The sequence below is a fragment of the Mesorhizobium sp. P2_F5 genome (assembly GCF_056403715.1).
Map to the genome: position 1 here is coordinate 17,546 of NZ_JBFUEY010000028.1, position 17,065 is coordinate 34,610.

General features: G+C 62.1%; 13 protein-coding genes. 3 read left to right on the forward strand and 10 right to left on the reverse strand.

Features of this window, described 5'->3' with window-relative positions; genetic code table 11:
- Positions 1 to 11 precede the first annotated feature (11 nt).
- Positions 12 to 1,622 carry a DEAD/DEAH box helicase gene (locus AC1DYO_RS28180; RefSeq protein ID WP_477267670.1) on the forward strand — a complete coding sequence of 537 codons (1,611 nt, stop codon included), beginning with the start codon at positions 12 to 14 and terminating at the stop codon, positions 1,620 to 1,622.
- 67 nt (positions 1,623 to 1,689) lie between these two features.
- Here the strand turns inward: AC1DYO_RS28180 and AC1DYO_RS28185 are convergent, their stop codons facing one another.
- From AC1DYO_RS28185 to AC1DYO_RS28200, 4 genes are all read right to left on the reverse strand, one after another.
- On the reverse strand, positions 1,690 to 2,298 hold the full coding sequence (locus AC1DYO_RS28185; RefSeq protein ID WP_477267671.1) for a hypothetical protein: 609 nt from the start codon (positions 2,296 to 2,298) through the stop codon (positions 1,690 to 1,692).
- A gap of 238 nt (positions 2,299 to 2,536) precedes the next feature.
- Positions 2,537 to 3,187 (reverse strand): YiaD family glycine zipper/OmpA-like lipoprotein, encoded by a 651-nt coding sequence (locus AC1DYO_RS28190; protein WP_181061880.1) that lies wholly within the window; start codon positions 3,185 to 3,187, stop codon positions 2,537 to 2,539.
- A gap of 151 nt (positions 3,188 to 3,338) precedes the next feature.
- Entirely contained in the window at positions 3,339 to 3,707 is a 369-nt protein-coding gene (locus tag AC1DYO_RS28195; RefSeq protein ID WP_477267672.1) for a GFA family protein, read from the reverse strand.
- 129 nt (positions 3,708 to 3,836) lie between these two features.
- Entirely contained in the window at positions 3,837 to 4,727 is an 891-nt protein-coding gene (locus AC1DYO_RS28200) for a LysR family transcriptional regulator (RefSeq protein WP_477267673.1), read from the reverse strand.
- A gap of 103 nt (positions 4,728 to 4,830) precedes the next feature.
- Between AC1DYO_RS28200 and AC1DYO_RS28205 the strand changes: the two genes are divergently transcribed.
- The gene (locus AC1DYO_RS28205) at positions 4,831 to 5,700 is read left to right on the forward strand and encodes an SDR family oxidoreductase (protein WP_477267674.1); all 870 of its coding nucleotides are present in this window, start codon (positions 4,831 to 4,833) and stop codon (positions 5,698 to 5,700) included.
- Between the two features lie 287 nt (positions 5,701 to 5,987).
- Here AC1DYO_RS28205 and AC1DYO_RS28210 read toward each other — a convergent pair whose 3' ends face one another.
- The 5 genes from AC1DYO_RS28210 to AC1DYO_RS28230 form a co-directional block, all read right to left on the reverse strand.
- Complete coding sequence (locus tag AC1DYO_RS28210) at positions 5,988 to 6,365, reverse strand: hypothetical protein (protein ID WP_477267675.1); 378 nt, start codon at positions 6,363 to 6,365, stop codon at positions 5,988 to 5,990.
- Positions 6,366 to 6,632: 267 nt separating this feature from the next.
- Positions 6,633 to 7,040: a GFA family protein gene (locus tag AC1DYO_RS28215; RefSeq protein WP_477267676.1), complete on the reverse strand. Its 408-nt coding sequence runs from the start codon at positions 7,038 to 7,040 to the stop codon at positions 6,633 to 6,635.
- Between the two features lie 135 nt (positions 7,041 to 7,175).
- A protein-coding gene (prfB, locus tag AC1DYO_RS28220; protein WP_477267708.1) for a peptide chain release factor 2 occupies positions 7,176 to 8,307 on the reverse strand; the annotation gives its coding sequence in 2 pieces (ribosomal slippage) (positions 7,176 to 8,240 and positions 8,242 to 8,307; 1,131 coding nt in all).
- Between the two features lie 209 nt (positions 8,308 to 8,516).
- A complete protein-coding gene (locus AC1DYO_RS28225; RefSeq protein WP_477267677.1) occupies positions 8,517 to 10,973 on the reverse strand; it encodes a penicillin-binding protein 1A in 2,457 nt (818 codons plus the stop codon).
- A gap of 214 nt (positions 10,974 to 11,187) precedes the next feature.
- The gene (locus tag AC1DYO_RS28230; RefSeq protein WP_477267678.1) at positions 11,188 to 12,447 is read right to left on the reverse strand and encodes an N-acetylmuramoyl-L-alanine amidase; all 1,260 of its coding nucleotides are present in this window, start codon (positions 12,445 to 12,447) and stop codon (positions 11,188 to 11,190) included.
- Between the two features lie 649 nt (positions 12,448 to 13,096).
- Here AC1DYO_RS28230 and AC1DYO_RS28235 point away from each other — a divergent pair.
- Positions 13,097 to 16,036 carry an Rne/Rng family ribonuclease gene (locus AC1DYO_RS28235; protein ID WP_477267679.1) on the forward strand — a complete coding sequence of 980 codons (2,940 nt, stop codon included), beginning with the start codon at positions 13,097 to 13,099 and terminating at the stop codon, positions 16,034 to 16,036.
- A 98-nt stretch (positions 16,037 to 16,134) separates the two neighbouring features.
- Here the strand turns inward: AC1DYO_RS28235 and AC1DYO_RS28240 are convergent, their stop codons facing one another.
- The gene (locus AC1DYO_RS28240) at positions 16,135 to 17,064 is read right to left on the reverse strand and encodes a glutaminase (protein ID WP_477267680.1); all 930 of its coding nucleotides are present in this window, start codon (positions 17,062 to 17,064) and stop codon (positions 16,135 to 16,137) included.
- Between the last annotated feature and the right edge of the window lies 1 nt (position 17,065).

The window sequence follows — 17,065 nt, forward strand, 5'->3', positions numbered from 1 at the left end:
GACATCAACACTTGTCCTCAGACACCACGACCGCTCCAGAAGCGTTGACCTTTTCAGACCTCGGCCTGTCGCCGAAGGTGCTTTCCGCAGTCACCGATGCCGGCTACACCCAGCCGACGCCGATCCAGGCCGGCGCCATCCCGCATGCGCTGCTCGGCAAGGATATTCTGGGCATCGCCCAGACCGGCACGGGCAAAACGGCCTCCTTCGTGCTGCCGATGCTGACCCGCCTCGAACAAGGTCGGGCCCGCGCCCGCATGCCGCGTACGCTGATCCTCGAGCCGACGCGCGAACTCGCCGCGCAGGTCGAAGAGAATTTCATCCGATACGGCAAGAACCACAAGCTCAACATTGCGCTCTTGATCGGCGGCGTCTCCTTCGACGAGCAGGACAAAAAGCTTGAGCGTGGCGCCGACGTGCTGATCGCGACGCCCGGCCGACTGCTCGACCACCGCGAACGCGGCAAGCTTTTGCTCAACGGCGTCGAGATCCTCGTCATCGACGAAGCCGACCGCATGCTCGACATGGGCTTCATCCCCGACATCGAGCGCATCTGCGAAATGATCCCGTTCACAAGGCAGACGCTGTTCTTCTCGGCGACGATGCCGCCGGAGATCACCAAGCTCACCGAAAAATTCCTGCATACGCCGGTGCGTGTCGAGGTTTCCAAGGCAGCATCCGCTGCCACCAACATCATCCAGCGCCTGGTCAAGTCCGGCTCGAAGCCGTGGGACAAGCGCGAGACGCTGCGCAATCTGATGAAGGCCGAAGATGCCGAGCTGAAGAACGCCATCATCTTCTGCAACCGCAAGGTCGAAGTGTCGGAACTGTTCCGCTCGCTGTTGAAGTATGATTTCGACGCCGGTGCGCTGCATGGCGACATGGATCAGCGCGCCCGCATGCAGATGCTGGCCAATTTCCGCGACGGCAAATTGCGCTATCTCGTGGCGTCCGACGTCGCCGCACGCGGCCTCGACATCCCCGATGTCAGCCACGTCTTCAATTACGATGTGCCGATCCACGCCGAAGACTATGTCCACCGCATCGGCCGCACCGGCCGCGCCGGACGTTCGGGCAAGTCCTTCACCATCGCCACCAAGTCAGACACCAAATACATCGACGCCATCGAACGGCTGATCGGCAACAAGATCGAGTGGCATGACGGCGACCTGTCGACGGTGGTTGCTAGCGAAGGCGGTGAGGACGAAGCGCCCCGCCGTGGCCGTGGCGCCCCGCGCCGTGCCGGCCGCAAGGACGAAGACCGCAAGGCCCATGATCGCAAAGACAGCGGCGAGCGCAAGCCACGCGAGCGCCATGCCAGGCATAGCGAAGACGCAGCACCGGATGTCGTGCGCGAAGAACAGCCGGTCGTAGCCGAAGCCGCGGTCGCCGACATCGGCGAACGGCGTCAGCGCAAGGAAGCGATCCGCTCCGAAAACAGCGACCGCAAGGTTTCCGATCGCAACAACGAGAACCGCGCCCCCGAACGCGGCGACACGAGGCCGCAGCGCGCCAATAACAGCCGTCCTGCCCGCAACAACCGCGGCGGCGACGACAATGACGGCACGGTCGGCTTCGGCGATGACATGCCGGCCTTCATGAAGATCGTCGCCAAGGTCTGATTTCCAGTTTCGTTTTCGCGAGGCAAGCCGATCGCCCGGCTTGCCTGTCCAGATCATATCTGTCCCGTCACATCGGGCCGGGCATCATCTTGGTCGGTTTTTCCAGCATCGGAAACTCGGCCCTGCTGCATTTCACGTTCGGGTTCGTCGGGCTGAACATGCCGTTCGGATTGTCCTTGAACAGCCAGGCATGAAGGTCGTAGTGGACGAACTCCCTCGGAATGAGCGGATAGTGCCCTTCCATCGGTCCCATGAAGGTCTGGCCAAAGAGTTTTGGAGCTTCCTTGGTGTCTGGCGTCAGGGGCACCAGCCATTCCACGCCAACCAACTTCAAGCCTTTCTTGGTCGGCTCGTAGATCAGCACATTGGGGCGCATCGGATCGAGTTTCTGGCCGACACTCGGGACGTTGACGAAATGGATGCCCATAGCGCCCTTCGGATAGTCCATTGTGCCGGCGATCTTTTCCCCGGTGAAGTAGACGCACCCGACGGTCGACAGATAAAGGTCGCGGACGGCGGCCGTGTAATCCTCATATTTGGCGAGCGATTTCTTCAAGGCTTCGATGTCGGCCTTGTTGGCGTCCTCGGCTCGAGCCGTGGCGGCCGCGCACCAAGCAGAGACCAGACCTGTCAAAACGAGGACACCGCAACGCCCAAGGCGAGCTGTTCTTGACATGCATTCCTCCCAGATTTCATGATCTGGCCGTGCAGGACCGGGGCCGGATAGATGATGATTGCGCGGCCATTTGTACCGCCCCATCCCCTCTGGAACGGTGCCAATGCTAATCCTTTCCAAGGCCTCCGGAAAGGGATCATTAGAAAACTCTAATGCTTTAGATCTTTTGGCGGACCACAGGAGCCAAAATGAAAACGGCCCCTTGCGGGGCCGCCTTCGCATTTCGATGCCGACCTGATCAGGTAAGCGGCGAAAGCTGGATCTCGACGCGCCGGTTCTGCGCGCGGCCGGCCGTGGTTGCGTTGGATGCAATCGGGCGGGTCTTGCCGAAACCGGTGACGGCGAAGCGGCGCGAATCGACGCCCTGTCCCGACAGATAGTTGGCCACCGCCAATGCACGGCGCTGCGACAGGTCGAAATTGTGCTCGTCACCGCCGGTCGAATCGGTGTGGCCGAACACGTCGACCGTCGTCTGGCGGAACTTGTTCAGCACCAGCGCCACCGAATTCAGCACCTGGTAGAAGCCGGGCTTCACCGCATCCTGGTCGACGTTGAAGGTGATGTCGGACGGCATGTTGAGGATGATCTGGTCGCCGGTGCGGGTGACGCTGACGCCTGTGCCCTGCAACTGGCGGCGCAGTTCAGCCTCGTTCTGGTCCATCGTCGCGCCGATGGCGCCGCCGGCCAGCGCGCCGATACCGGCGCCGATCAGCGCGTTGCGGCGGTCATTGCCGCCGGCAAGCAGGCCGAGGCCCGCACCCGCCAGCGCGCCAAGGCCGGCGCCGGCTGCAGTGTTCGAAACCTTCTGCTCCCCGGTATACGGATCGGTCGTCGTGCAGGCGCTCACCAACACAGCCGTCGCAACGGCGACGAGCACAGTCTTTTTCATAGAAATCGTCCCTCTCCAAACCGCAGCCTTTACGGCTCGCGCATATAAGCCCTTCTCCGGTCTTGTAACATGAAATGCGGCGAAAAACCGAGCGGCGAAAGCGGCTTTTCCCCGCTTGCGCCACTCTTCTGCTTCGGCGGTTGGCGCCGGCCTACCAGAGGTTCTTGCCGTCGATGACAACCACTTCGACCTTGTCGAGGTCGAAATCGTCGAACAGCCGCGAATTGACTGAGATTTTGGGGTTGTCGAAGTCCGGTTTGCCGGTCGACCAGTCCGGCGTTTCGGTGAAGGTGCCGCAGCCGCAAATGGCGCAAAATCCGTGTTTGACGGTCTTCGATCCCCAGAGATAGACGGAGACGGTTTTCGGCGAGCTGGTGAGCTTGAATTGCGACGGAACGTAGTAGGCCCACAGCGAGCCGCGCTTGGAGCAGAACGAGCAGGTGCATTGCGTTACCGTCTCGGGCGCCTGCGAAACCTCGAATGTCGTCGCCTTGCAGTGACAGCTGGCCTTGATGGTCATGTATTGCTTTCCTCTCCATTGCCCGCCGCCCGTGCGGCAAAGGCAACATAAAGGAACGCTCCTGACAACTGTCTGTCAGCTGGCTTTGATCGATTGAGCCGAGCGGCGTTCTGGCTGAGCGGTCTGTCGTCACCTGCCAATATAGGCAGCTAGTTCGTCCGGCGTCCCATTTGGGAAAGCCTGTTTTAGAAAATCCAGGAACGCCGACACTCGCGCGCTGAGCAGCCGCCGAGATGGATATAGCGTCCACAAAGAGATCTCGGGGCCATCAATATCCCCCCAATTCACCAGCGTGCCGTCGGCCAAGTCGTGGGCCACCAACGAAATGGGAAGCCGTCCTGCGCCAACGCCGGCTCGCACCGCATCCCGGACCATGATGAGCGTTGACAAAGCGAGGACAGGTTCGATTCTAATTGTTGACCGGCCACCGGCTGTCTTCACCTGCCAAGTTTGCCGCTCGTCTGTCCCGCGCGCAACGCCAGGAGCGGCGAGCCCTGCGGTCGTACGAGGAAGGTCGGGGCTCGCCACGACGACCAGGCGGTCGCGGAGAAACGCCCGTCCGACCAGGCTTTCGTCGGGATCTGGATTGACCCGGATTACCAGATCGTAGCCTTCCTCGATCATGTCGACATGCCGGTCCTCAGTCGTCACTTCAAGCTTCACTTCCGGATACTTAAGGGCAAACCCCGCAGCGATCCTCCCCATTGCGGTCTGCGAAAAATGTAAGGGTGCGCTGATCCGTAGTCTGCCCTTAGGCCTCTGACCGCCCGACGCAATCGCCGACGCCGTCTCGTCCAGTTCGGCAAGCAACGCCCCCGTCCGCTCGAAGAGCGCCCGTCCTTCCTCGGTCAGCTTCAGGTTACGCGCACCCCGTTCAAACAGGCGCAGATGAAGACTGCTTTCCAAGTCTCCAACGCGCCGGGACAGCGTCGCCTTGGGCCGGCCGGTGGCCCTTGCCGCTTTGCCGAAGCCGCCATGGCGGGCAACGAGGTTAAAATCGGCGAGGGCAAGAAGATCCATTAGTGTTCCACCAGTGAGACGATGTGTCTAAAATTTCCGCCTACTGGGCGCTTTGTGAGCCACTCATATTGGAGGTGTCAAGCAATCCAACAGGAGAAATTTCATGACCATTCTCGTTACCGGCGCCACGGGCAATATTGGCCGCCAAGTCGTCGACCACCTCGTCAAGCGCGGCGCCGATGTGCGTGCTCTCGTCCGCGATCCGTCGAAAGCCAGCTTCCCGGCTGGCGTATCCGTCGTGCAAGGCGACTTTCTCGACGTCGATTCGCTGCGCAAAGCCATGTCTGGGGTTTCCACGCTGTTCCTCTTGAACGCCGTGGTACCGGATGAATTCACCCAAGCTTTGATCGCGCTGAACGTCGCCCGGTCGGCCGGCATCGAGCGGATCGTCTATCTGTCGGTGATCCACGCTGACGTCTATGTGAACGTGCCGCATTTCGCGGGCAAGTTCGGCGTCGAGCGAATGATCGAGCAGATGGACTTCAAGGCTACGATCTTGCGCCCGGCTTACTTCATCCAGAATGATCTGATGATCGAAGACATCATCACCGGCTATGGCACCTACCCAATGCCGATCGGCGCCAAGGGTCTCGCCATGATCGACGCCCGTGATATCGCCGAGATCGCCGCTCTTGAGCTGCTGCGCCGCGAACAGTCCGAGGAGCCGCTTGCGCTCGACCGGATCAACCTCGTCGGTCCGCAGACACTGACCGGGACCGATATTGCCGCAATCTGGTCAGACGAGCTTGCCCGCCCGATCAGCTACAGCGGCGACAATACAGAGGGCTTTGAGCAGAACCTCAAGCAGTTCTTGCCCGCCTGGATGGCCTACGACATGCGCCTGATGGGCGAGCGCTTCTTCACCGACGGGATGCTGCCTGAGGCCGGCGACGTCGAGCGCTTGACTGCGCTTCTGGGCCGCCCACTGCGCTCATATCGCGACTTCGCCTCAGCAGTCGCTGCTTCCGTCTGACGGAAGCAACTTCTGTCTCGAAAAGACTATCACCCTCGGTCTATTCGACTGCCAGTGTTCCGGTAACCCGGAAGGCGAACCTAGGTTGACGCGCTCGGGTGTGGGAGGGTCTCGAACTCAAAGCACGCGACGCGCGCTTGTTCCTCGGGAGCGGCCAAGCACCAAAAACATCTAAAACTGAGAAGCGCTTGCCAGTGCCATGGATGGCCTCACGTCACATGCCAGCCTTCTCAGCAATAATGATCTGGAACTACGGCCTGCCTACCGATGAACTTTGTCAACAGAACTCAGTAGGAACGCGGCGGCACGAACAGGCAGATCGTCTTGCCGGCGTCGAGACCAGCCTGATGCGCGCACCAGTGGAAATCGCCGTCCGGACTATCCTTGACCCGCTTGTCGCTCATCGGAACGACCTCCCCCGTTCCGGCGATGACATAACCCTCGGGTTTTTCCAGTACCTCGCCCGTATGGGTGGCGCGGCAGTCATAGTTTGCACAGCAGGCGAAGGGATAACTCCAGCCTTGCGGTTTCGCCGCCGTCGGCTTGGCGTCGTGGGCAAAGGCGGGTGCGGTCAGCATCGCGATCGCGCCGACCACAAACAGAGAAAACAGAAGTCGGCCAGCCGGTTGAACGGCTCTGGCCGATCGGACTATGGCAGCAGACATGGAAACGTTCCTTTCAAGCGAGCATCAAGCGTTTGCTTGCCCGTTCTTGGAACGTGTCTTCCCAGTGGCCGAATCGTCAGGCCGCAGATATGCCGCGTCCGGCCATAAATGCTTTTTCACCGCTCAGCCCCAGATGCTGGGCTGATTCCTTGGTCGGCGCAAGAAGTGCATAGGTACAGTGCCGCACTCGGAGCGCCGACATCCGCCGTCCAAAAGGGTGCGCCGGCTTGGTTAACGAGCAGTTAACGACGCGACGCCCAAGAGGCATTAGCCGTCCGAGGCGTGCCCTTCATATTGTGGCAGGTCGTCAGCGATGGTGAACCACGGCGCCTTTGAGCCGACGAAAATATGTGCGGTCGGCCGGATCGTCGGATCGTCGACCAGCGTGCCCATGGCGACATGGACATAGGCGCCGTCGCGGACCAGCGAATAGAGCAAGGAGCCGCAGCGGCTACAATGCGCGTCATAGCCGCTGCCGTCGCCGAAATGGATGAGCCCGTGATGCCCTTCGGCGAGCGCGAACTTGTCGCGCTCGATGCCGGCGAAGGGCTTGAAAGCCGAACCCGTGGTGCGCCGGCAGTTCGAACAATGGCAGTTCGCGGCATAGACGAATTCGTCCGCCACTTCATACTGGACCGCGCCGCAAAAGCATTTTCCGGTGACCTTGCGAGACATGGTTCCTCCTTCGCTCCCCGCCTGAGGATATGTTCTGAGTCAGGTCAGGCCGAGTCGAGAATGACTGATACCGTGGCACCGGAGGCACAGGGATCAGCCATTCGCAGGCCGGCCCCACCTGAATATGGACATATCCTAGTCTAGATCGGCCACCGCTTCGCCGGCCCCGCCTTCGATGCGCTGCGACAGCGAGGCTTCCATGAAGTCGTCGAGATCGCCATCGAGCACGCTCGACGGGCTGGTGCTCTCGACGCCGGTGCGCAGATCCTTCACCAGCTGGTAGGGCTGCAGCACATAGGAACGGATCTGGTGACCCCAGCCGATGTCGCTCTTCGATGCCTCGGTGGCATTGGCCACCGCTTCACGCTTCTTCAGCTCTTCCTCGTAGAGGCGTGAGCGCAGCATCTCCCAGGCCTTGGCTTTGTTCTTGTGCTGCGAGCGCTCAGCCTGGCAGGCGACCGCAATGCCGGTGGCGATATGCGTGATGCGCACCGCCGAGTCCGTCGTGTTGACGTGCTGGCCGCCCGAACCGGACGAGCGATAGGTGTCGATGCGCACGTCGGATTCAGAGACATCGATCTCTATCCTGTCATCGACGACCGGATAGACCCAGATACTGGAGAAGGACGTATGGCGGCGCGCATTGCTGTCATAGGGCGAAATGCGCACCAGGCGGTGGACGCCGGATTCGGTCTTCAGCCAGCCATAGGCGTTGTGGCCCTTGATCAGCAAAGTGGCGGACTTGATGCCGGCCTCTTCGCCATCATGGACTTCCAGCACCTCGACCTTGAAGCGCCTCCGTTCGGCCCAGCGCGTATACATGCGCAAAAGCATCGAGGCCCAGTCCTGGCTCTCGGTGCCGCCGGCGCCGGCATGGACTTCGAGATAGGTGTCGTTGGCGTCGGCTTCGCCCGACAGCAGCGTCTCGACCTGGCGAGCCTTGGCCTCGCCCTGCATCGAGCGGATGGCGGCTTCGGCCTCGGCGATGACGCCTTCGTCGCCCTCTTCCTCGCCAAGTTCGATCAGGCCGATATTGTCTTCCAGCGCCTGCGTCAGGCCTCTGACCGCCGCGATGCCTTCTTCGAGGCCCTGGCGTTCGCGCATCAGCTTTTGCGCTTCCAGCGGTTCGTTCCAGAGGCTGGCGTCCTCGGCCCGCACATTCAGGTATTCAAGCCGCTTTATGGCCTGATCCCAGTCAAAGATGCCTCCTCAGCAGGGTTATCGCCTGCCTGATTTCGTCGACAATGTTCTGCGTTTCCGCGCGCATGGCTTCTGGTTCTGTCCTGTTGTTCTGCTTCTTGTCCGGGATATGCATGTCGCTCAAAAGTGGTCCCGGTTTTGAGACAACGGCATGCATAAACAAAGACCTAAAGCGCGTCGACGCGCTTTAGGCGCGATACATAGGCACGGCACCGCCGCCTGTAAAGCGAAATGGGCCGGCTCAACAGGCCGGCCCATTTGCGAGTTCTCATGATGTCAGTAAAGCCCGCCGCCGGGCGCCTGGATGGCTTGCGAAGCCTCCGGCGACAGCGGTCCGCCGGCGCCGTTGGAACCGTCGGCGCCCATGCCGATCACCCAATAGCTGTCGGCGGGGCCGGTGCCGGGCTTGAAGGCTTCGATGATGGTGCCGGGATCGCCTGACGCGGCACGCATGCCGGTCTTGCGGTTGATGGCGACCAGGTTCATGCCTTCCGGCACCTTGAAGTCGACATTGGGCGTGCCGTCCAGCGCCACGCGCATGAAGTCCTTGAAGATAGGCGCCGCCAGACCACCACCGGTGGCGCCATGGCCAAGACCGCGCGGCGTGTCGTAGCCCATGTAGAGGCCGACGACGAGGTTCGGCGTATAGCCGATGAACCAGGCGTCCTTCTCGTCATTGGTCGTGCCGGTCTTGCCGGCAATATGACGGCCAAGCTCGGCGATGGTGGCGCCGGTGCCGCGCTGGACCACGCCTTCCATCATCGAGGTGATCTGGTAGGCGGTCATCGGGTCGAGCACCTGCTCGGAATTGTCGACCAGTTCCGGTTCAGGCTGGTTGTTCCATTCGGACGCATTGCAGCCTTCGCAGCCGCGCTCGTCCTGCTTGAACACGGTCTTGCCGTAGCGGTCCTGGATGCGGTCGATGAGCGAGGGTTTGATCGACTTGCCGCCATTGGCCATGATCGAATAGGCCGACACCATGCGCATGACAGTCGTCTCACCGGACCCCAGCGCCATCGGCAGATAGGGCGCCAGATGGTCGTAGACGCCGAAACGCTCGGCATATTCCACCACCAGCTTCATACCCATGTCGTTGGCGAGCCGCACCGTCATCAGATTGCGCGACTTTTCGATGCCGGAGCGCAAGGTCGCGGGACCGGCGACCGTGCCGTCATAATTCTTCGGCGTCCATGTCGTGTTGCCGCTCTGGATGGTGATCGGGCCGTCCATGATCACCGAGGCCGGCGTATAGCCATTGTCGAGCGCTGCCGAATAGACGATCGGCTTGAACGACGATCCGGGCTGGCGCATCGCCTGCGTGGCGCGGTTGAACTCCGACTGCGCGTAGGAGAAGCCGCCGACCATGGCCAGCACGCGGCCGGTATGCGGATCCATGGCAATCAGGCCGCCCTCCACTTCCGGCACCTGGCGCAGCGTGTAGGCGCCTTCCGAACCTTCGTTTTTCTGCACGAAGATGACATCGCCCGGCTGCAGCACATCGGCCGGCGACTTGGCCTTGACCGTCTTGCCATCGACCACATGGCGCATGGCAAAGCTCATGTCTTCCTTGCTGACGGTGCCTTCGACGCGTTCCTTGACGATATCGCCTGAAATCTGCCGCGTCGGCTGCAGGCCGATGGAAAGACCTATGTCGGAACTGTCGAGGACGACGGCAAGCGACCATTCCGGAACGTCTTCCAGCCCCTTGACCTTGCCTAGCGCAGCGCCCCAGTCGCCGGAAGCATCGATATGCGTCACCGGTCCGCGATAACCGCGCAGCGTATCGTATTTGAGCAAACCGTTTTGCATCGACTTGCGGGCGATGAGCTGGATCTTCGGATCGAGCGTCGTGCGCACCGACAGGCCGCCCTCATAGAGCGCGTTCTCGCCATAACGCGCGATGATCTGGCGGCGCACTTCCTCGGTGAAGTATTCGCCCGCGAACAGATAGGAGCCGTTGCGGCGCGGCGTCACGCCGAGCGGCTCGGCCTTGGCCTTGTCGCCTTCCTCGCGCGTCACGTAGCCGTTCTCGACCATCTGGTCGATGACCCAGTTGCGGCGCTCGATGGCTCGGTCGGCATGCTTGAAGGGATGGTAGTTGTTAGGCCCCTTCGGCAGCGACGCCAGATAGGCGGCTTCCGCGACGGTGAGTTCGTTGACCGACTTGTCGAAATAGGTCAGCGCCGCGCCCGCCACGCCATAGGCGCCGAAGCCGAAGAAGATCTCGTTGAGATAGAGCTCGAGGATGCGGTCCTTCGAATAGGCCTGCTCGATGCGGAAGGCCAGGATCATCTCCTTGATCTTGCGCTCATAGGTCTGGTCCGAGGACAGCAGGAAGTTCTTCGCCACCTGCTGGGTGATGGTCGAGGCGCCGACCTGGCGCCTGCCCGAGCCCATATTCTGCAGGTTGACGTAGATGGCGCGGCCGAGCCCGGTGATGTCGATGCCGGGGTGGTTGTAGAAATTCTTGTCCTCAGCCGACAGGAACGCCGCCTTGACCCGGTCCGGAACCGCCTGGATCGGCAGATAGAGCCGCCGTTCGCGCGCATACTCGGCCATCAGCGCCCCGTCGGAGGCATGGATGCGGGTCGTCACCGGCGGCTCGTACTTGGCCAGCACCTCGTAGTCGGGCAGGTCCTTCGACAGATGGCTGATGTATATCGCCACGCCCGCGGCGACCAGAAGCGCCAGCGTCGTGCCGATACCAAAGAAATAGCCGATGAGACGAATCATGCCCGCTCCAGTCCGAGGTTCGGGAATTTCCTAGACGAAGCCGCCTTTCGCGCAAGCTTTCGCAACGGTCCCAAATCCGCAATGGCAAACCCTTGTCGCCACCATGTGGACAAAATACGGCAGCGTCCGATTTCGGCATCCCCTGGCGGAAATAAAAGCGTCTGGTGTTGTCGTCGTGCAACGCTGCCTCTGGTTGTGGGCGGCGGCGGCCATCTTAGCCCCCGGTTCCCGTTCCCATCTTGGCGGAGGCAAACAGGGCGACGGCATTGGTGATGCTCTGCGCCGCCTTGCCGCGCCAGTCGGCGTCGAGCAGCTGCGCCTCGTCCTTGGCATTGGAGAGATAGCCGAGTTCGACCAGCACCGAAGGCACATCGGGCGCCTTCAGCACCTTGAAGCCGGCCGAGCGCTGCGGATTGTTGATCAGGCCGACGCTGGTGGAAAGCTGGCCGACAAGGGTGTGGGCGAAGCTCATCGAGAAATTATGCGTCTCGCGGCGGATCAGGTCGATCAGTATGTCGGTGACTTCCTTGTTGTCGTCCTTGATCACCATGCCGGCGAACTGGTCGGAGAGGTTTTCGCGATCGGCCAGCGCCTGCGCTTCCGGATCGGATGCCTTGTCGGAGACCGTGTAGACGGTGGCGCCTCTGATACCTTTGACGCTGATCGTGTCGGCATGGATCGAGATCAGAAGGTCGGCCTCGTGCTGGCGGGCGATGCGCACGCGGTCGTCGAGGCGCAGGAATTCGTCGGTCTCGCGCGTCATGAACACGTCGTAGTTGCCGACGGCGGCGAGCTTGTCGCGCAGTTCGGTGGCGAAGGCGAGCGTCACGTTCTTCTCGATGGTGCCGTTGAGGCCTTCGGCGCCGCCGTCGATGCCGCCATGGCCGGGATCGATGACGACGGTAAAGCGATGCCCAGGATTGGAGATCGGCCCGGTGCCGACCCTGGCGCCCTTGTCGGTGGAGACGGTCGAGCCGGTGGTCAGCGCCTGGTTGGCAAGGGCTTCATCGAACTCGCGGTCGGAAGCCGCCGACATGTCGATGGCGATCCGGTAGCCGTTGCCGTCTTCGTTCTTGAGCACATCCAGCCTGTCGACCGAGAACGGCCCCTTGCCGGTCAGGATCAGCCGCGATCCCTCGCCCTGGTCGCCATAACGCACCGCCTTGATCAGGCCGCGCGCCTTGGCGTCCTTCGCGCTGATGGCGAATCGTGTGCGCGGCAGGTCGACGACCAGCCGGTTGGGGCCGCGCAGCAGGAACCATTTGATATCAGGCTCGCGGTCGAAATCGATGACGATGCGCATCTTGGTGGCGTCGCCCGCCATCTTATAGGCGGTGGCGCCGAGCGGCACATCGGCGGCGCGTGAAACCGGCGCAAAGGCGAAGCAAAGCGCCAGCAGCAAAAGCACACAAGCAGCGCGCAGCAAAAGGCCTGCACGGCCATGGCCCTTGTCTGTGGTGCCCGCCAGTCCCATCTCTTTGCAGTCGCTCCCGGTTTGGCGCCTTGCGCCCGCGTGGTTGGTCGAAATGCCGGTCAGCCCGCGGACTCGATTAACGATTGGTATCCAGAGAAGGTTAACCAAGCCTTTTCATTGAGGATTAGGGCCTGTGCTTCCGTTACGGCACTGCTTTTTGCCGGCATCCGAAATCGGGGTTGCCTTCCACCCCGTCAAATCATAAAAGCGATGGTGGATCACTGCAATCCTGGAACCGCTTCTCCCGCAGCTTCCCGCTACAGGTCAGATGAAAGGCGGCTCCTTTCGCTTCCAGCGAAAAGGCTTCAGGTGATCGCGACGAATTTCGCAGGTGTGCGCCCGTGGCGGGGGAATCGCCTGCGTGAGGAAAACGGCCGGGTTTGTTCCCGTGCCGGCTCTGTATGAGCAAACAAGCTGGTCCGGTACTTCCGGGCTTTGGTTCAAAAGGTTCTGCTGGTGACGATGGCTTCAAGCGCAATCATGGAAAGGTCCGCATCAAACCGCGCCATTTTGGCTGCGGGCGGCACCGCCATGGCGCTCAAGCGGCGTCCCGCGGACATTCAGACATCCGGCACCCACATCACAGACACGCAGCAGCGGGCTTTGCCTCGCAAGCTGCGGCTGACGGCTGCCGGGAGGAAACGTAATAATGCCCAACAAAATGCTGATAGACGCCTCCCACCCGGAGGAAACACGCGTTGTCGTTATCCGCGGTAACCGTATCGAAGAATTCGACTTTGAATCCCAGGACAAGAAGCAGCTCAAAGGAAACATCTATCTCGCTCGCGTAACGCGCGTCGAACCTTCCCTTCAGGCAGCCTTTGTCGAATATGGTGGTAACCGTCACGGTTTCCTCGCCTTCAGTGAAATACACCCCGACTACTACCAGATCCCGGTCGCCGATCGCCAGGCTCTGCTGCGCGCCGAAGCGCAGGAAGCCGAGGACGAGGAGAACGAGGATAATGACGGCGACGACCGCCAGAGCCGCGATCGCGGCCGGCGCGGCCGCCGGCGCGGCGGCAAAGGCCGCGAGCGTGGCGAACACAAGCGCGACGCCGGCACCGATGATGAAGGTGGCGAACATGGCGACACCGGCAGCGACGCCGTTGCCGAAGGGCCTGCTTCCGAGCATGCCGCGGCCGATACTGCCGGGCACAGCGACAGCGAAAGCTCCGACACCGAGACATCCGAGGCCGAGCCGTCAGAAGGCGGCCCGACATCGATCGCGGCAAGCGTCGAAGCGGATGTGATCTCCGAAGCCGTCCCGCAGGCTGAGGCCGGCGACGAAGCCGCCTCCAGCGAGGCAAGCGGCGAAGCTGTATCGGCCGATCACAGCGGCGAAGCCACATCCTCCGACAATGATCGCGGCATGCTGGAAGAGGTGCAGTCCTCGCATCCCGACGACCACGAGATTGAATCGGTCGGTGCCGAGGATGCGCTGGAAGAGGTGCGCAACCGCCGCAAGCCGGTGCGCCGCCAGTACAAGATCCAGGAAGTCATCAAGCGCCGGCAGATCCTGCTGGTCCAGGTTGTCAAGGAAGAGCGTGGCAACAAGGGCGCTGCTCTCACCACCTATCTGTCGCTTGCCGGCCGCTATTCGGTGCTGATGCCCAACACGGCGCGCGGCGGCGGCATTTCGCGCAAGATCACCAGCGCGGTCGACCGCAAGCGCCTGAAGGAGGTCGTTGCCGATCTCGAAGTGCCGCAGGGCATGGGCGTCATCCTGCGCACCGCCGGCGAAAGCCGTACCAAGGCAGAGATCAAGCGCGACTACGAATATCTGATGCGGCTTTGGGAAAACGTCCGCAATCTGACGCTGCAATCCACCGCTCCCGCGCTCGTTTATGAGGAAGGCAGCCTGATCAAGCGCTCGGTGCGCGACCTCTACAACAAGGATATCGACGAGATCCTTGTCTCCGGCGAGGAAGGCTATCGCGAGGCCAAGGACTTCATGCGCATGCTGATGCCGAGCCACGCCAAGGTGGTTCAGCCGTTCCGCGACACGACGCCGATCTTCGTGCGCAACGGCATCGAGGCGCAGCTCGACCGTATGCTGCAGCCACAGGTGACGCTGAAGAGCGGCGGCTACATCATCATCAACCAGACCGAAGCGCTGGTCGCCATCGACGTCAATTCGGGCCGCTCCACCAAGGAGCATTCGATCGAGGACACCGCGCTTCACACCAACCTTGAAGCGGCGGAAGAAGTCGCCCGGCAGTTGAGGCTGCGCGATCTCGCCGGCCTGATCGTCATCGACTTCATCGACATGGAGGAGAACCGCAACAACCGCTCCGTCGAAAAGCGGCTGAAGGATCACCTCAAGAACGACCGGGCGCGCATCCAGGTCGGCCGCATCTCGCATTTCGGCCTGATGGAGATGTCGCGCCAGCGTATCCGCGCCAGTGTGCTGGAATCGACCATGAAGCCCTGCCCGCATTGCGGCGGCACCGGCCATGTGCGCTCCGACTCGTCGGTGGCGCTGATGGTGGTGCGGGCGATCGAGGAATTCCTGCTCAAGGATTCGCGTAGCCACATCACCGTGCGGACGCCGGCGGCAACCGCGCTCTATGTGCTCAACCACAAGCGCGGCACGCTGGTGGAACTCGAAGGTCGCTTCGGCCTGACCATCACCATCGAGGCCGATGACACGGTCGGTGTGCAGCACTATGCGATCTTCCGCGGCGCCATTGCCGAAAAGCCCGAAGGCTTTGTCGAGGCACGCAGCTTCCCGGCCTATGTCGAGCCGGAAGAACCCGAGGATGAGATCGTCATCGAGGAGGAAGACGACGAGGTCGTGGTGCAGGCCGAGCAGCCGCGCCCGGCGCAGCCGCAGTCGCAGCAGCAGCCGAGATCGGCCGAGGACGGCGAAGGCCGCGATCGCAAGCGTCGCAAGCGCCGCAGGCGGCGTGGCGGCAAGGATCGCGACCGCGAGCACGGCGAGCGCGAGCCTGGCCATGCGGCCGACGGTGCTTCGGTCTCGGCAGCAGGCGACGACTTTGCCGCTGAACCAGGCGATGACGATGCAACACAGCAAGACGAAGCCCCGGTTGGCGCCATCGAAACGGTGGAAGCATCCGATGACGCCCAGGGCAAGAAGCGCCGGCGCGGCAAGCGTGGCGGCAAGCGCAATCGCCGTGAGGACGGCGAAGGCGGCACGGAGACCGAAGCCGGCGAAACCACTGACGTTTCGGTGGCCGATGCCTCCGATGCGACTGTCAGCGAGCCTGTCGCGGCGGTAGCGGTTGAAGAAGCTGCGGCTCCTGCGGCGGCGAACGACGACGAACCGGTTGCCGAAAAGCCGAAGAAGAAGCGCGCCTCGAGGGCGAAGAAGGCCGTAGCGGAAATCGCCGCCGAGACGGTTGCGGAAGCGCCAGCCGAACCTGTCGAGGACGCTGCACCGGCCGAGGCGGCGACGCCCGCGCCCGCGCCGGCCGCCAAGGAGGAAGCGCCTGCCCGTCCTTCACGTCGCAAAGCGGTAGCGGCGGATACGCCGGTGGTACCGGTGGTTTCCTCCAGCGTTGCCGACGAGGCCAAGGCCGAGGAAAAGCCGAAGCGTGCCGGCTGGTGGCAGCGGAAGGGTTTTTTCTAAACTTTTCAGTCAGTTGAACTGATTGCCTGAATAATAAAAATCCCGCGCCGTTCGAAAGACGGCGCGGGATTTTCGTATCTGGGGAATGGCCGAAACCGTCAGGGAGCGAAGATCGACCAGTTCATCATCCTGGCCAGTTTTTCCAAGGCGATCGACCCCAGCTTTGAATTGCCGTTGGCGTTCAAGCCTGGCGACCACACGGCGAGCGAGGCGACGCCCGGCACGATCCCCAATATGCCGCCGCCAACGCCGCTTTTGCCGGGAATGCCGACACGGAAAGCAAAGTCGCCGGAGCCGTCATAGTGGCCGCAGGCCAGCATCATGGCGCCAATGCGGCGCGCCCGCTCGGCCGACACCACCTGATAGCCGGTCGCCGGGTTCTTGCCGCCATTGGCGAGGAAACGGCCGGCAAGCGCCAGTTGCCGGCAGCTCATGGCGATGGCGCAATGGTGGAAGTAGACGCCCAGCGCCAGCTCCGGCGCATGGTGGAGATTGCCAAACGATTTCATGTAGTTGGCAAGCGCAAAGTTGCGATATCCGGTGGCGCGTTCGGAGGCCGCGACCTCGCGGTCGATGATGATGGTCTCATCATCGGCAAGGAACTGGATGAAGCGCAGGATCTCGCCGATCGCCTCGCGCGGCTGGTGGCCGGCAAGCAGGATGTCGGAGACAACGATGGCGCCGGCATTGATGAACGGATTGCGCGGAATGCCGTTCTCATGCTCGAGCTGGACGATCGAGTTGAACGGATTGCCCGACGGTTCCCGCCCAACACGCTGCCAGAGTGCGTCGCCGACATTGCCGAGCGCCAGCGTCAGCGTAAACACCTTCGAAATGCTCTGGATCGAAAACGCCTGGTCTGCGTCGCCGGCGACAAGAACGCGACCGTCATTGGTGACAGCGGCAATGCCGAATTTCTTCGGATCGACCTTGCCGAGCTGCGGAATGTAGGTGGCGACGTCGCCGCGATCGGTGCGCTCGGCCATCTCAGTGGCAACATCGGCCAGCGCTTGTTCGAGTTCCGGCATT

Excerpts from the sequence above, each read along its gene's own strand:
- AC1DYO_RS28185 (WP_477267671.1), bottom strand. The coding sequence starts at position 2,298 with ATGTCAAGAACAGCTCGCCTTGGGCGTTGCGGTGTCCTCGTTTTGACA.
- AC1DYO_RS28190 (WP_181061880.1), bottom strand. The coding sequence starts at position 3,187 with ATGAAAAAGACTGTGCTCGTCGCCGTTGCGACGGCTGTGTTGGTGAGC.
- AC1DYO_RS28195 (WP_477267672.1), bottom strand. The coding sequence starts at position 3,707 with ATGACCATCAAGGCCAGCTGTCACTGCAAGGCGACGACATTCGAGGTT.
- AC1DYO_RS28200 (WP_477267673.1), bottom strand. The coding sequence starts at position 4,727 with ATGGATCTTCTTGCCCTCGCCGATTTTAACCTCGTTGCCCGCCATGGC.
- AC1DYO_RS28205 (WP_477267674.1), top strand. The coding sequence starts at position 4,831 with ATGACCATTCTCGTTACCGGCGCCACGGGCAATATTGGCCGCCAAGTC.
- AC1DYO_RS28210 (WP_477267675.1), bottom strand. The coding sequence starts at position 6,365 with ATGTCTGCTGCCATAGTCCGATCGGCCAGAGCCGTTCAACCGGCTGGC.
- AC1DYO_RS28215 (WP_477267676.1), bottom strand. The coding sequence starts at position 7,040 with ATGTCTCGCAAGGTCACCGGAAAATGCTTTTGCGGCGCGGTCCAGTAT.
- AC1DYO_RS28225 (WP_477267677.1), bottom strand. The coding sequence starts at position 10,973 with ATGATTCGTCTCATCGGCTATTTCTTTGGTATCGGCACGACGCTGGCG.
- AC1DYO_RS28230 (WP_477267678.1), bottom strand. The coding sequence starts at position 12,447 with ATGGGACTGGCGGGCACCACAGACAAGGGCCATGGCCGTGCAGGCCTT.
- AC1DYO_RS28235 (WP_477267679.1), top strand. The coding sequence starts at position 13,097 with ATGCCCAACAAAATGCTGATAGACGCCTCCCACCCGGAGGAAACACGC.
- AC1DYO_RS28240 (WP_477267680.1), bottom strand. The coding sequence starts at position 17,064 with ATGCCGGAACTCGAACAAGCGCTGGCCGATGTTGCCACTGAGATGGCC.